Source organism: Lunatimonas salinarum (assembly GCF_017811155.1).
Taxonomy (GTDB): domain Bacteria; phylum Bacteroidota; class Bacteroidia; order Cytophagales; family Cyclobacteriaceae; genus Lunatimonas; species Lunatimonas salinarum.
In genome coordinates, this window is the sequence record NZ_JACVCV010000024.1 from 1 (window position 1) to 13,896 (window position 13,896).

Consider the following 13,896-nt stretch of genomic DNA (forward strand, 5'->3'; position numbering starts at 1 on the left):
TCCCCCGTTTGGGATTGCAAAGGTCACCATTTATCCGGAACTTCCAAGGGGTAGATAAGGATATTTTTAGACGTTAGTTGGTTTAGGCTGATAGTCAGGAGAATTATTTAGGAGAAACATTTTCGAGACGGCACTACCCCGTAAACCTATCCAATCCTATGTATTGAAATAACGATTTATTCCGGAAATTTAAAACAGAAACAACCCTAAATTAGTTTCCGCTCGACAGACGTAATTTTTTATCTTACCGAAATAACCACAAATTACCATATAGGTGGCTAGGCACCACAAGCGCCGTGCATTATTTAAGCAACAATAAGCCAAGACAAACTGGGATTGAACGATATTTTTTTGAAAACATAATCTCACCTGAAATGAAAAATGATCAGAATAATTTGATCTAAGGATATCACAAAATTCAACGATGGTGAGCCCTTTGGAGCTTTCCCATCTTTTCTTTATGGTTGTTTCTACCAAGAAATGACCATATGAAGTAAGGATAGTCTATCCGACTTTTACTTCCTCTATGTCCTCCACAAAAACGTCCCGCGTGATCTGCTCAAAGAGGTAGTAGATGGCAAAATACGTTACTGGCATGGTGATGGCAAGTCCAACCAAGAACAACATCGCCCCTGCAATATTCAGTAAAACAGCCACTAAGCCGAAAAGGAAAAACTTAAACCATTTTACCTGTATCAGTTTACGGCTGTACTCCAACGCAGGCCAAAACTCAAAACCCCCAAACAGGACCATCAGCGATGAAAACAGGTAAGCAACCAACAGGTAAACCCCTGGTAGCACCAGCGCAAACAAGCCCAGGGTGGTAAGTACCTGCCCGACCAAGTTAACCAATACCAAGGCTACATAATACTGAAAGCCTTTGAAAAAATCAGGATATAGGAGTAGTTGTCCTTGGGTGATCTTATTCGCCGCCAGGAAATAGCCGGCCGTCAGCGGGGCAGCTAAGAAAACGCCAAAAATCAAGGCGTAGTCCGGGAAGTAAAGCACAAAAAGCAGCTGTACCGAGATGACGAAAAAAGAGAAACCTGCACAATAAGCTGGGTATTTCTTAAACATCGTCCACGCATGCTCAAAGGCCTCCCGAATATCGAAATCGTAGCCTCTTTCAATCAGTTGATCTAATTTTTGGTGACTCATTCTTATAAAAAAAACTGATAAACCCAAGTCTGCGAAGTGCAGGCGGGTGCGTTATTTTTTTCGTTCAGTGAGATATTCTTATTAAGCAGAATACCCTTTGATTGGTTTAGAATTGATTACAACCGACCATTATCCTGTGATTGCAGCCAACAGGTCATGCTTGGTAATAATATGTATTTGGTGCTGTTCGTCGCGCACTAGGACAGCCTTTTCTTTGTCTACCATACTGGAAAGCACATCCAAGGTACTGTCCATGGCTACAAATTTCATTGGGGGCTCCATGACCTCATGGACAGATGCGTCTTTCAGCCCCGGATTATCGATAATTTTGCTCAGCAACTTGGAATCAGTGATAGAGCCTATCACTTGGCCGTCATCCATAACGGGAATCTGGGACACACTGGTTTGGTTCATTTGGGAGATGGCATCTTTGATCCTAGCCTCCTTTCCCACCACAACCAGTTCGTAAGACCTTGGCCTACCCTTGATGATATCTCTGGCGGTCGTAAAGCTTTTGTCCTCCAAAAATCCGTGGTTCCGCATCCAATCGTCATTGTATATTTTTCCTAAGTACCGTGTCCCATGGTCAGGCAGCAACACTACCATCAAATCCCCCTCCCTCAGGTTATCCTTTGCGTATTCCAACGCTCCGTGCACAGCCGATCCGCAGGACCAACCCACAAACAGGCCCTCTTCCCTTGCCAACCTCCGGGTCATTACTGCGGCATCCTTATCGGTCACCTTCACAAAAAGGTCTATGAGGGAAAAGTCGACGTTTTTGGGCAGGATATCCTCCCCTATCCCTTCGGTCAGGTAGGGATAGATTTCGTCTTCGTCAAAAACACCGGTCTCTTTGTATTTCTTGAATACCGATCCATACGTGTCTATTCCCACCGAAACCACATTAGGGTTTTGCTCTTTGAGGTATTTGGCAGTCCCTGACATAGACCCCCCCGTACCTACTCCAGCCGCAAAATGGGTAATCTTACCCGCTGTATCCTTCCAGATTTCCGGGCCAGTGGTTTCATAATGAGCCTTCCAGTTGGATAGGTTATCGTACTGATTGGGGTAAAAGGAATTTGGGATATCCGCGTTTAGCTTCTTGGCCACAGAGTAATAGGACCTGGGATCCTCCGGAGACACGTTGGTAGGACATACTACCACCTCCGCTCCCACGGCTTTCAGGATGTCAATTTTTTCCTTAGACTGTTTGTCCGCCATGGTAAAAATACATTTGTACCCTTTGGCGATCGCCGCTAAGGCCAATCCCATGCCGGTGTTTCCGCTGGTCCCTTCTATGATGGTTCCTCCAGGCCGGAGAATCCCCTCCTTTTCGGCGTCTTCTACCATTTTGATTGCCATCCGGTCCTTCATGGAATTCCCTGGATTGAAATATTCCACTTTTACGACAACCTCTCCCGCTATCCCCGCATTGAGCTTGTTAAGACGCACGATAGGCGTATTTCCTATGGTATCTATGATTGAGTCGTATATCATCGGCTTAGGGTTAGATGGCAAGTTACAAAAATATTCAACGGAATAGTAGCTGTCTCAGTTAAGTGAAAAAGGGGAAATCGGCGTAGTGCCTTCGGCAACTGGACGACGACTACTTCACGCCAGCCAACAAATAAAGGACCGCCATCCGTATGGCAACACCGTTTTCGACCTGCTGAAGAATAATGGAATGCTCAGAATCAGCCACATCTGAGTTAAGTTCTACACCGCGATTGATGGGGCCGGGGTGCATGATCACAATCTCCCGGTCTATTTGGCTCAGCAGCTTCTTATTGATACCGTAGTAGATTGAATACTCCCGTAGGGAAGGAAAGTATTTGATCTGCTGACGTTCGAGCTGAATCCGTAGCACATTGGCTACATCGCACCACTCGAGTGCCTTTTTTACATCCAGTTCTACCTTTACACCCAAGCTTTCGATGTGCTTGGGCAACAGGGTGATCGGACCACAGACCATGACTTCCGCACCTAGCTTCTGAAGGCAGAAGATATTGGACAGGGCCACTCTGGAATGCAGAATATCTCCGATGATGGCCACCTTCTTACCCGCCACATCACCCAGTTTTTCGCGGATCGAAAACGCATCGAGCAATGCCTGTGTGGGGTGTTCATGGGTACCATCTCCGGCGTTGATGATATTTGCTTGGATGTTTCTGGATAAAAAGTGGGGGGCACCCGGACTGCTGTGCCGCATCACCACCATATCCACCTTCATGGCCAAGATGTTATTTACGGTATCTATCAGCGTTTCACCCTTCTTTACCGAAGAGCTGCTGGACGCAAAATTGATCACATCGGCCGAAAGCCGCTTCTCCGCAAGTTCAAAAGAAAGCTTGGTACGGGTGGAGTTTTCGAAAAACACATTGGCAATGGTAATGTCCCTGAGCGAAGGCACCTTCTTAATGGGTCGGTTCAATACATCCTTGAAATTATCCGCCGTCTCAAAAATCAACTGGATATCGGATTCCGTAATGTTTTTTATGCCCAGTAGGTGTTTCGTGCTGAGTGTTTGCATGTTTATTTCTTCGGTGCTTTTTCGGTGATCCAAATTGCATCTTCTTCAAAACCTTGGCTCCTCCATTCCACACTCACGTATTGACTTTCCAAGGTATTCACCTGCCGTCCGTAGTAATCCGGCTTGATAGGGAAATCACGGGTATACTTCCGGTCAATCAGCACCATTAGCTCAACCTTTTGCGGCCGTCCAAAAGCTATCATAGCATCCATTGCCGCCCTCACCGAACGTCCCTTGTAAAGCACGTCGTCCACTAACACTACCTTCTTGTTTTCGATCAAAAAATCGATCCGAGTCTCATTAGCCCGCAGGGGTAGATCTCTCCGCCGAAAATCATCTCGGTGAAAGGTAGCATCCAAGAAACCAAAGGGAATGGTAGCTGCTGAGATTTCCTTCATCCTGTTCATGATTCGATCCAAAACCAGCGAACCCCTTGGCTGCAAGCCTAATAACACCGTATTTTCAAAATCATCGTGATTTTCTATCAACTGATAACAAAATCTACTGATGGTGATGTTAATTTGGGTCTGATCAAGGACAAGTCGTTTCTGCATAGCCAAAATTTGACCACAAATATATTAAAATTTATTTCCTTACTTGGGGGCTTTTCAGATTAAATCCTCCACTTTCACCTTGGTGAAGAAATTCACTTCTCTAATTTCTTCTTTGCCTTCCTTGTTTTGAAATCGAACGCGCTGCTTGCCGCTTAGCAGGTAATAATTATCGTACCACCAAATTAGCTGAAGGCTGTTTTCACGTGTATCCCGAATACGCTCATTTTCGTTGACCAGCTCGATTTCGAAGGGTTCGTGTTCCCGAACCAACTCCCCATTTCGAAATTGACTGAGCATCAACTGCTGCTCGTCCAAGTACATGTAAAAAAGGTTACTCCCATCGAAGCTTACCTCTCCAAACTTTGCCGGGTTGGAACGAGTTACGTTATTAAGCGGCAGCATATTGTCCCATAAGATCGTTCCATCTCCCTCTAGGATGATAAACTGCGAAGCCAAAAACTTATACTGCTGCACTACCTGACTCGTCCTCCATCGAGGATCCATCCATAGGGGATTTGCGAAAGTATTTAGGCCGCCCATCATGGGATTCATTCGATAGAAACTGTTCGCATACATGCCATCCCGGGGCATATACCGGGAGGAAGAGGAAATAAAGAGGTCGTTGTAAACCAAGTACGCACCCCCCAGATCGGTCACTTCTCTTGTTACCAATACGTTTCTTATAGGTGTATTTTTGCCTCTGTCCATGTTACGCTCCAAGGCCCTCACCCGCCTTTCGCGCATTTTTTCCGGTAGATAATTATAGAAATTCTCAAAATCAGCAATGGTGTAATACCGATTTTCATATTCCCCAAATTCATTGATTTTGGTAAAATAAATTCCTTGGTAAGCTTCTCTTCGACGAAGGCCATAAGGACCGATCAAGGCCTGTTTGTAATCGAAAGAAGAGGTAAGCAACCCCTCCACAATCTCCATCGACGGGTCTTTGAGCTCGTCTATTTTCACCTCTCGAAGCTTTTCGCCGCTAGTATCATAGGTGAGTATCGTGACAATCTTCTTTTTGTAATAGTCCCTGCGGCTCATAAGCACGTCAAAAATATTCAGCTCTGGATCTTTCCGAAGCTGGAGGATATTGGCGTCTTTTTCGAACACTCCCGGCACGGTAATGACGTCCGAGGTAGTCAAGTCAAAAATCTGAATCACGGGACGGTATTCAAAATTCCCCATAAAGACAGCCTTTTGGTTAAAAACCAAAAAATCCTGTAGGTCTAAATTCAGAATCGAGGTAAGTGCCACCTCTCTCACATTGGCCGTTTGTAGATTTATCTCATAGATAAAGCGTTCGTTGTTGTAGGCTGGGCCCTTTTGAAAGAACACATAAAGCAGCTCACCATCCAAGTCAAATCCCACAAGATCCGACAGGTCATTGACAGGAAACGTGAAAGGCTCTGAGGAGGAAAGTTCGTGGTCTGACACAACGTACTGAAACACATTCTTTCGTCCCACCGGTCTTTCAGAGATCACTCTAAACGCCACCATTCCGTTTGCCTTGGGTAAGACGATAAAATCATCGTCCTGCCAACTGGTAGGAACCTCCAACCGATGGGTAAACTGTACTTGACCCATCATCTGCGCTGAGGCGAAACTAAGAACTAAAAGAAGAAATATCCTATTGATTACATTCATGAGTTAGCCATTTTAAGCAGCGTCTCCGCCTCTGATGACGTTATGGGCATTACTGATAGCCTTGACTGCCGGATCAGTAACAGGTCTTGGAGCGAGTCAGCTGCTTTGATTGCCGCAAGGCCCACGTGCTTGGGCAGGTTTGTCTCAAATCGCAGATCTACTGCTAGCCATTTTTCGCCTTCTTCAGCCTTTGGGTCGGAGTAAGGCTCACTAATCACCTTGGCCATTCCTACCAACGCTTTTTGTTTTCCACTATGGTACACGAAAACCAAGTCTCCTGGATTCATTTTTGCCATGAAATTTCGTGCTTGATGATTTCGGACACCATCCCAACAATCTTCACCCTTGCGCTCCAAATCGCCCAAGGAGTAGCTTTCGGGTTCCGTCTTAACTAACCAATAATTCATGCACTTTATGTTTTACTTTCGGAAATTAACAGGCTCCTCTTCGGCAAGGGCGCTCTGGCTTTACCTGCTTAAGATAAGGGGAATGATTTTATTTTGAAACAAATATTATGGACATTTGTGTAGAAACGTAAAGAAAAGAAAATACCTTGGATAACAAGCAAATCACCAAAACACTGAAACTGACGATTCAACTCATGGAACTCCATGAAGAAAACCCCTTTAAAATCCGAAGTTTCCAGTCAGCCGTGAATACCCTAGATAGGGAATCCCCCTCCCTGCAAGGCAAATCCCAAGCAGAACTTCAGGAGATCAACGGTATTGGAAAAAGCATTGCTGAAGTAATTTTAGAGATCATAGCCAGTGGTACACACAAGCTGCTGGAGCAATTGCTCGAAAAAACGCCCGAAGGTGTCCTAGAAATACTATCCATCAAAGGACTGGGCCCTAAAAAAATCAAAACCCTCTGGCAGGAACTGGACATTACCTCCACCCATGAGCTTATGGAAGCCTGCCAGTCCGGTCAGGTGGCCAAACTTAAAGGCTTCGGAGAAAAAACCCAACAATCCATCATTGAGTCGCTGGAATACCAGGACAGCAACCGGGGGAAATGCCTGTATGCGGATATCGAAGCAGACGTGGAAAAGCTTTCCCAAGAACTTGCCAACCTCTTCGGAACTGGGAAGGTCGCCGTGGTCGGTGAATACAGCCGTAAACTGGAAATCATCTCGCTGCTCGAATTTTTGATACCGACCACAGACCCCAAGGATGCCATGTCCAAATTGGCGCAGCTAAGCGGACTGGAACAGGCGATCAATCTGAGCAGTCCCTATCGATGGGGCGGATTTTTGGAAAAACATGGACTACGCTGTGACCTGCTATTGGTACGGCCCGAAAAATTCATACATGAAAAACTGATCCGAAAAGCCGCCCGTGCTCATTTGCTGGCACCCGCAAACGACTCCCAAACCCTCGCTGACGTCTTCCTAAGCCAGTCCTTTTCCTCTGAAGAAGAGGCCTACCAAGCCGCTGGATTGAGGTATATACCCGAAGAGCTGCGGGAGGGGTTTTTCGAAATTGAGCTGGCCAAGGATGGCCCCTTCCCTCGGCTTTTGGAATATCAAGATATCAAGGGACCCTTACACAATCACTCTACCTACAGCGACGGAAAACATAGCCTACGGGAAATGGCCACCTACTGCATGGCCCAAGGTTTCGACTACCTCGGCATGGCAGACCATAGCCAATCGGCATTCTATGCCAATGGCCTCAACGCCGAACGGGTAGCCAAACAGCAGGAAGAAATCGACCAACTAAATGCGGAATTGGCTCCATTCAAGATTTTTAAAGGCATAGAAAGTGACATCCTGATGGATGGCAGCCTAGATTATCCGGACGAAGTACTGAAATCCTTTGACTATGTGGTGGCTTCGGTGCATTCCAGCTTAAGTATGGACCAGGCAAAAGCCACTGCCAGACTGTTGAAAGCCATTCAAAACCCATATACCACCATTTTGGGACACCCCACTGGGAGACTGCTACTTCGACGGCAAGGATACCCCATTGACCACAAAGCCATCATCGATGCCTGCGCCGAGCACGGCGTAGTCATCGAAATCAACGCCAACCCATGGAGGTTGGACCTCGACTGGCGCTGGGTGCATTACGCCATCAGTCAGGGAGTCAAACTGTCCATCAACCCAGACGCACACGAGACGGACGGGTTTGCCGATATGCGATATGGCGTGATCGTGGGCCGAAAAGGAGGACTTACCCGGGAAATGACACTCAACACGCTGGGAGTATCGGATTTAGATACCTATTTTCAACAAAAACGCCAAGAAGCCAGCAGATGATGAAATGGACAGACCTATCAGATAAAAAATTACTGGATCGCTCGTTTGCATTTGGTTTACTGGGGATTACCCTCGCGCTGTTGCCTTTGGTGCTGATGCAGGTCCCTGTGGCCATTGGCAACTTCGGCGGATGGCTAAGTGGACTGGGCATTGCTTTGCAGTTGTTAGCAATGAGCCTGGCAGTATTGGTGATTCGGCAGCGAAAGATTGCCCCGGAATTGCAACAAAAAGCAAAACAGATGACCTTGGTGTTGGCGGTTGCGCTGCTCTTCTTTATCTTAGTTTAAGCGCGTCTACTGATATGCAACAATCGGTTTGGAAGCCAAGGGCCTTGGGGTAAACCTATCGAAAAAGAGACGTTTATTATGCCAACTATCTAATGTATATTTAGTAGCTTTATTACATAGCAAATAAACCCAACGATGAATCGAAGAGCCAGCCTTAAACAACTTACCGCACTCACTGCCCTGGGAATAAGCGGCATAGAAATCCTCTCTCATGCAGCTCCGACCACAACTACCCACCCATTCAAGGTAGGACCAAGACCCCTTTATTTTTTTACCAAAGCCCTGCAATGGCTTCCACTGACCGACGTACCCCGAGCCACCAAAGATTTAGGCTTTACCGGTGTGGATCTTCCCGTGCGCTCAAACGGCTTTTTTGACATAGACGAGATGAAAAGCAAGCTCCCGGCCGTGGTGCGGGACTGCGCCAATCTGGGTTTGGAAACACCGGTCCTAACTACTGAAATGACCCTTGCCAAGAGACCCGAATGGGAGGAATTCATTAAAATATTGTCCGGAGAGGGCATCAAAAATTACCGGATGGGGTGGATGCCCTTCACGTCAAAAAATATCGTGGAAGAGCTAAAATCCCTGAACAGCCAAATGAAACAGGTAGCAGAACTGCATGCCCGCTATGGAGTATGCGGCCACTATCAAAACCATGCAGGAAGCCGAATTGGCGGATCGGTTTGGGAAATCTACTACCTGCTGGACGGCATCAACCCCGACCACATCGGCATTCAGTTTGACCTCCGGCACGCCACCGTGGAGGGCTATCAATCCTATGAAAACGTTTTTCACCTCGTCTCGGATCAGATTCGGAGTTTTGACCTGAAAGATTTTGTCTGGGGCAAAAACCCGCGCGGCAAAGGAGATGTACCTGTTAATGTCCTTTTTGGCGAGGGGAATGTAAACTTTCGGCTACTCCTAGACCATCCCCGCTTTAAGGATCCGTACATGCCAAAAATCATACACGCAGAATACGACCTAGGAGGGGCAGAACACGGGCGCAGGGATCCAACCATGGAACCAAAACAGATTTTGGCAACCATAGCCAAGGACGTAGTCGCTTATGACCAACTCATGACCGCTTAATGCTTGGTGGGTGAATCGATCCCTTGAAATCAAAAAAGGACATGTGGCATCAGCCTGCATGTCCTTTTATTCTTGTAGAAGGCAACCTATCAGACGCCCTACCGAACCATGTACAATGGCCATCGGCTTTCGTGGCCGCTATCTCTCTTCATCACGATCACGTTGTCTACCAACACTTGGTTCCAGTGGATGTTCAGGATTTTACGCACCACATCGTTTTCCCCGCGAAGGATATTCAGGGAGTAAATCCCGGGCTTTAACCGGTTAAAGTCAACCAACACGTGCTGCTGCCCACGGTTAGTTACCTTAAACTCGTCCACCAACCGCTCTGCATCATCTCTCACACGAATGGTCACCGGCTGATCCATGGGCAGCGAGCTGACATCCAGCTTGGCATACTTGCCTTGCTTTTCAACCGGGAGCAAGAGATTTTCGGGATTGATGACAATCGCACTTCCGGCAAAGCCAAAGAGGCCCACCGCAAAAAACAGCACAAGAAAGATGGGCATGGAATTTTTCAATAAGGTCTTCATACGTTCTCTATTTGGTAGTTAGATAATGTTGGTTTAGTGTTGTTTACGAAGACCAAAATCATAGGTTTTACCAATATGTAAAAATTATAATAAAAATGCATTAATATATTTTATGTATGTATTACTTACAATTTATATGTTTATCGCACGAATGAGAGAGAGGGCTATATGCCATTTTAGAGACGAAAAACAGGCCCAAGGAGGACCTCGTCCGTTTGAGAAAGGAATACCAAAGGTCGTTTCAGGAGAAGATCGCCTAAAAGCGCACAAAACAAAACCATGACCAAATTGGCTCCCTAGATGAAATCTACAAGTGTTTCCAGCCGCATGCCTCGGCTTCCTTTAATAAGAATTAGGTAGTCCTCTAGTTTGGAATCCGCCAGCCAGTTGCGCAGCGAAAAAGGATCGGGAAAATAAAGTGCTTTAGGCGCTTTACCAAGGGCATGTTGCACCAAGGTGCCACTGAGGCAGACCTTATCCACAGACATTGCAGCCAGCAATTCTCCCAACCGCCTGTGTTCCTCCTCCGTATGTTCTCCCAATTCAAGCATATCGCCTACAATAACCATCTTGTGCCGCTTCCCCTCCATTCGATCAAAGGCCAAAAGAGCAGCCTCCATACTGGATGGATTGGCATTATAGGCATCTAAAAGAATAAGGTTGCTTCTCTTTTCGATAAGCTGAGAACGCATGTTGGCAGGTCGGTAGGCAGCCGCTGCCGCTGCTGCTTCCAAAGGTGGCACTCCAAAAAATTTCCCTACAGCAATCGCGGCTGCGATATTGTCAAAATTATACTTACCGATGAGCTGGGATTGAAAAACCTGGGACGAACCCTCTACCTGAAAACACACAAATGGATCTGCTGAAACAAAACCCACCTCGCAGGAAGATCCCTTTTCAGGGAAAAGAACCGGATCCTTAAACCTGCGTATCATATTGGTAAAAACCTCTTGCCCGGTATTGATAAATACCCGGCCACCAGACACCCTCAAATGCTGAAATAATTCGGTCTTGGTTTTTAATACACCTTCTAAACCGCCCATACCTTCTAAATGTGCCTTTCCAATATTGGTAATCAGCCCATGGGTAGGGTTGGCAATGGCACAAAGCTCTTGAATATCCCCCTGTTTGTTCGCTCCCATCTCGATGATCGCCAATTCCGTATCCGCAGTGATTTCCAAGAGCGTCAGTGGCACCCCGATATGGTTGTTAAGGTTTCCAGTAGTAGCATGAGTACGAAATTTCCTGCTCAATACCGCAAACAACAATTCTTTGGTGGTCGTTTTTCCGTTACTGCCCGTTAGGCCGAACACAGGCATCCTGAGCTGATCCCGATGATGACGGGCCAGTTGCTGCAAGGCAACCAACGCATCTGGAACCAGGATATATCGGTCATCTTGCGACTTGGTATAGGTCGGATCATCCACCACCACCGCGCAGGCACCCTGTTTTAGGGCCTGGCCGGAAAAGGTATTTGCGTTAAAATTGGGCCCCTTTAGGGCAAAGAACAGATTCCCCTGTGCAATCTTTCGTGTGTCGGTGCATACACCCGTGGAAGCGAGGAATGCTTGGTAAAGTTGCTCTATCTCCATAGCCTATTCCAGACTGGTTTGATCGTGTCAAAAACCCCAAAAACCGTGAATCACCGCCTAGGGAATAAAAACAAAAGTAATATATCCCCTTTCAAAAAGTATCGTTTAACTTTAAAAATTAAAACGACATGCGTACTGCCTTTTTTTTCCTTGCCTTGATGTGGCCATCGCTGAGCCAAGCGCAGAAAACCTACCGTTTGGTTTCTATAGGAGAAGTGGAACCCAATGGATCGCAGTACAGCATGCCCTTTGCCGGAGGAATAAATGCTGCACAGTTCCAAACCCTGGACACCAATGGCGACGGGCAGGAAGAATACGTGGTGTGGGACATCAATGCCCGCATGGTGTCCGTGTTCCGGGAGGACAACGGAACTTTCACTCACCTACCAGAACTTGCATACGCGTTCCCATCAGACATAAGCGGCTTTATGGTGTTGGCAGATTATGATGGAGACGGCAGAAAGGATCTCTTTACAGGTTCTCCGTTTGGCATCAAAGCCTACAGAAACACCACTACGCCTTCCCGAATTCAATGGGAAGAAGCCCAGCCTTTCCTGCGATTGGAAAATGGATCAAATGTTACGGCAAATAGCCTTGATATTCCCCTGATACTGGACTTGGACGGGGATGGTGATTTGGATATCCTTACTTTTAATTTTGCTACGGGGGATTACCTGGAGTTTTACCGAAACACCAGCATGGAACGTAAGGGAGTGGCAGATATAGATGGGTTTGCCGGTGCTGAAGTACGTTGGGGAGCGTTTGAGTTTTGCAGTTGCGGAAATTTTTCCTTTGGGCAAACCTGTGCGGGGCAACCCATCGGTTCGGCAACTCCGATACCTGAAGCATCCAGGGCCGAACATGCCGGCGGGCACTCCATGCTTTTTCACGATTTTGACGGTGACGGAATCCGTGATCTTTTACTGGGACAGGATGAGTGCAGCACCCTTTATTTTCTTCCCAATAAAGGAACCGACGCAGCGCCGGTGTTTGATGAATTCAAAACGGATTTACCAAACTTGGGCACGCTACCCCAATTCCCCCTATTCCATGCAGCTTATTTGGTTAAAGGCCAATTATTGATAAGCACACACAGTTCAGAGACTTCTGCTGGCTTTGGAATTGATTTTGGTTCCAGTATTTACCAATACCCACTGACAGAAGAGACTGCGTCACCGGTTACCCGCAGGTTTTTACAGGAGCATATGATAGACTTGGGAGAAAATGCGAGGCCTTTTTTTGAAGGAAACCGACTAAACGGCAACTTAACCGTGACAGCCAACCAAACTTTGGCTGGACGTATCAGTGGCAAGGCCTATCGCTATTCTCTCCAAAATGGCCGCTGGACGGAAACATCGGACGACTACCTAAACCTATCCCAATTAAACTTGCGGGAGTTAAGCGTACAAACCTATCGAGCGGCTTCGGGTAAGGTTTGGTTAATCGTATCTGGGGAAGAGGTGGTCAACAATATTCCCGAAAAAAAAATATTCTGGTCAGAAAATGACTCGGACGCCCTCAGAGCAACCACCATCCCTGGATTTGTCCTTCGAGGTGTGGATCAACCCTATTTCTTTTCGCATCAGGAAACCGACTACCTGCTGTTGGCAAGACAAACAGGAGAGTTGGTTCTTTTTCGGGTAAGCATCGGAGACTCCCTGACGTTTGAACTGCTGGAGCGGGACTTTTTGGGATTTACCGACAATCCGGTAAATCGGGGACTATCCGTATCGGTCGTACCAGGATCAGCACCCAAACTCCTTGCCGTAGACCAACGTGGAATATTACGGATAATAGCTGATTTCATGGAAAATGCCAGCGAAACCCAGCTTCAGATCCGGCTGGGAGAAACCCAAACTAGCGTGTCTCGACTAGGAAGAAATACTTGGATCACACCGCTCGTGGATCCATTTTCAGATAAAGTGGATCTGATGCTTGGTACCCGCGCTGGCGGGTTGATTTACCTCAGAGATACATCCGAGGAAAACGGTGCCTCTGAAGAAAATCTACAGGTTCGGATGTACCCTAACCCATCGGAAGGACGCATTATATTAATAGCTAACCGAGAAGCAAGGGCTGACATTTTAGATGCTGCGGGTCGCTTAGTCGCTGAGGGCATTTCGCTAAGCGCTAACGCCGAAACACCCTATGACTTATCTCACTTGATGCCAGGACTATACGTTATCAAAACGACAGAGGGCCAACGCGTTCTAATCCAAAAACTAATCATCAAAAAATAAAGG

At 46.8% G+C, this 13,896-nt stretch carries 12 protein-coding genes; 4 read left to right on the forward strand and 8 right to left on the reverse strand.

Translation table 11 applies throughout. From position 1 onward, the window contains the following. Positions 1–504: 504 nt before the first annotated feature. The 6 genes from IAQ59_RS19935 to IAQ59_RS19960 all read right to left on the reverse strand — a co-directional run bounded on the left by IAQ59_RS19935 (position 505) and on the right by IAQ59_RS19960 (position 6,296). Positions 505–1,158 (reverse strand): DUF2189 domain-containing protein, encoded by a 654-nt coding sequence (locus tag IAQ59_RS19935; RefSeq protein WP_209332620.1) that lies wholly within the window; start codon positions 1,156–1,158, stop codon positions 505–507. A 129-nt stretch (positions 1,159–1,287) separates the two neighbouring features. Continuing rightward, entirely contained in the window at positions 1,288–2,655 is a 1,368-nt protein-coding gene (locus IAQ59_RS19940) for a cystathionine beta-synthase (protein WP_209332621.1), read from the reverse strand. A gap of 109 nt (positions 2,656–2,764) precedes the next feature. Further along, entirely contained in the window at positions 2,765–3,688 is a 924-nt protein-coding gene (locus tag IAQ59_RS19945; protein ID WP_209332622.1) for an aspartate carbamoyltransferase catalytic subunit, read from the reverse strand. Positions 3,689–3,690: 2 nt separating this feature from the next. Next, entirely contained in the window at positions 3,691–4,242 is a 552-nt protein-coding gene (pyrR, locus tag IAQ59_RS19950; protein ID WP_209332623.1) for a bifunctional pyr operon transcriptional regulator/uracil phosphoribosyltransferase PyrR, read from the reverse strand. Positions 4,243–4,296: 54 nt separating this feature from the next. Next, the gene (locus IAQ59_RS19955; protein WP_245189732.1) at positions 4,297–5,889 is read right to left on the reverse strand and encodes a transcriptional regulator; all 1,593 of its coding nucleotides are present in this window, start codon (positions 5,887–5,889) and stop codon (positions 4,297–4,299) included. Continuing rightward, the gene (locus IAQ59_RS19960; protein WP_209332624.1) at positions 5,886–6,296 is read right to left on the reverse strand and encodes an EVE domain-containing protein; all 411 of its coding nucleotides are present in this window, start codon (positions 6,294–6,296) and stop codon (positions 5,886–5,888) included. The genes IAQ59_RS19955 and IAQ59_RS19960 overlap by 4 nt, the downstream gene beginning before the upstream one ends. Before the next feature lie 146 nt (positions 6,297–6,442). Here IAQ59_RS19960 and IAQ59_RS19965 point away from each other — a divergent pair, with 146 nt between their 5' ends. From IAQ59_RS19965 to IAQ59_RS19975, 3 genes are all read left to right on the forward strand, one after another. Next, entirely contained in the window at positions 6,443–8,149 is a 1,707-nt protein-coding gene (locus IAQ59_RS19965; protein ID WP_209332625.1) for a DNA polymerase/3'-5' exonuclease PolX, read from the forward strand. Continuing rightward, entirely contained in the window at positions 8,146–8,436 is a 291-nt protein-coding gene (locus IAQ59_RS19970) for a hypothetical protein (protein ID WP_342450732.1), read from the forward strand. Before IAQ59_RS19965 ends, IAQ59_RS19970 begins: the two co-directional genes overlap by 4 nt. Before the next feature lie 135 nt (positions 8,437–8,571). Further along, positions 8,572–9,528 carry a sugar phosphate isomerase/epimerase family protein gene (locus IAQ59_RS19975; RefSeq protein ID WP_209332626.1) on the forward strand — a complete coding sequence of 319 codons (957 nt, stop codon included), beginning with the start codon at positions 8,572–8,574 and terminating at the stop codon, positions 9,526–9,528. A gap of 98 nt (positions 9,529–9,626) precedes the next feature. On the opposite strand, the gene IAQ59_RS19980 is transcribed toward IAQ59_RS19975, so the two are convergent. Then, the gene (locus tag IAQ59_RS19980; protein ID WP_245189733.1) at positions 9,627–10,061 is read right to left on the reverse strand and encodes a hypothetical protein; all 435 of its coding nucleotides are present in this window, start codon (positions 10,059–10,061) and stop codon (positions 9,627–9,629) included. Between the two features lie 296 nt (positions 10,062–10,357). Next, on the reverse strand, positions 10,358–11,653 hold the full coding sequence (locus IAQ59_RS19985) for a UDP-N-acetylmuramoyl-tripeptide--D-alanyl-D-alanine ligase (protein ID WP_209332627.1): 1,296 nt from the start codon (positions 11,651–11,653) through the stop codon (positions 10,358–10,360). Between the two features lie 128 nt (positions 11,654–11,781). Here IAQ59_RS19985 and IAQ59_RS19990 point away from each other — a divergent pair, with 128 nt between their 5' ends. Continuing rightward, complete coding sequence (locus IAQ59_RS19990) at positions 11,782–13,893, forward strand: T9SS type A sorting domain-containing protein (RefSeq protein ID WP_209332628.1); 2,112 nt, start codon at positions 11,782–11,784, stop codon at positions 13,891–13,893. Positions 13,894–13,896: the final 3 nt, after the last annotated feature.

What these genes read in the sequence shown, in the direction of transcription:
- IAQ59_RS19935 (WP_209332620.1), bottom strand. Translation starts at nt 1,158, where the DNA reads ATGAGTCACCAAAAATTAGATCAACTGATTGAAAGAGGCTACGATTTC.
- IAQ59_RS19940 (WP_209332621.1), bottom strand. Translation starts at nt 2,655, where the DNA reads ATGATATACGACTCAATCATAGATACCATAGGAAATACGCCTATCGTG.
- IAQ59_RS19945 (WP_209332622.1), bottom strand. Translation starts at nt 3,688, where the DNA reads ATGCAAACACTCAGCACGAAACACCTACTGGGCATAAAAAACATTACG.
- pyrR (WP_209332623.1), bottom strand. Translation starts at nt 4,242, where the DNA reads ATGCAGAAACGACTTGTCCTTGATCAGACCCAAATTAACATCACCATC.
- IAQ59_RS19955 (WP_245189732.1), bottom strand. Translation starts at nt 5,889, where the DNA reads ATGAATGTAATCAATAGGATATTTCTTCTTTTAGTTCTTAGTTTCGCC.
- IAQ59_RS19960 (WP_209332624.1), bottom strand. Translation starts at nt 6,296, where the DNA reads ATGAATTATTGGTTAGTTAAGACGGAACCCGAAAGCTACTCCTTGGGC.
- IAQ59_RS19970 (WP_342450732.1), top strand. Translation starts at nt 8,146, where the DNA reads ATGATGAAATGGACAGACCTATCAGATAAAAAATTACTGGATCGCTCG.
- IAQ59_RS19975 (WP_209332626.1), top strand. Translation starts at nt 8,572, where the DNA reads ATGAATCGAAGAGCCAGCCTTAAACAACTTACCGCACTCACTGCCCTG.
- IAQ59_RS19980 (WP_245189733.1), bottom strand. Translation starts at nt 10,061, where the DNA reads ATGAAGACCTTATTGAAAAATTCCATGCCCATCTTTCTTGTGCTGTTT.
- IAQ59_RS19985 (WP_209332627.1), bottom strand. Translation starts at nt 11,653, where the DNA reads ATGGAGATAGAGCAACTTTACCAAGCATTCCTCGCTTCCACGGGTGTA.
- IAQ59_RS19990 (WP_209332628.1), top strand. Translation starts at nt 11,782, where the DNA reads ATGCGTACTGCCTTTTTTTTCCTTGCCTTGATGTGGCCATCGCTGAGC.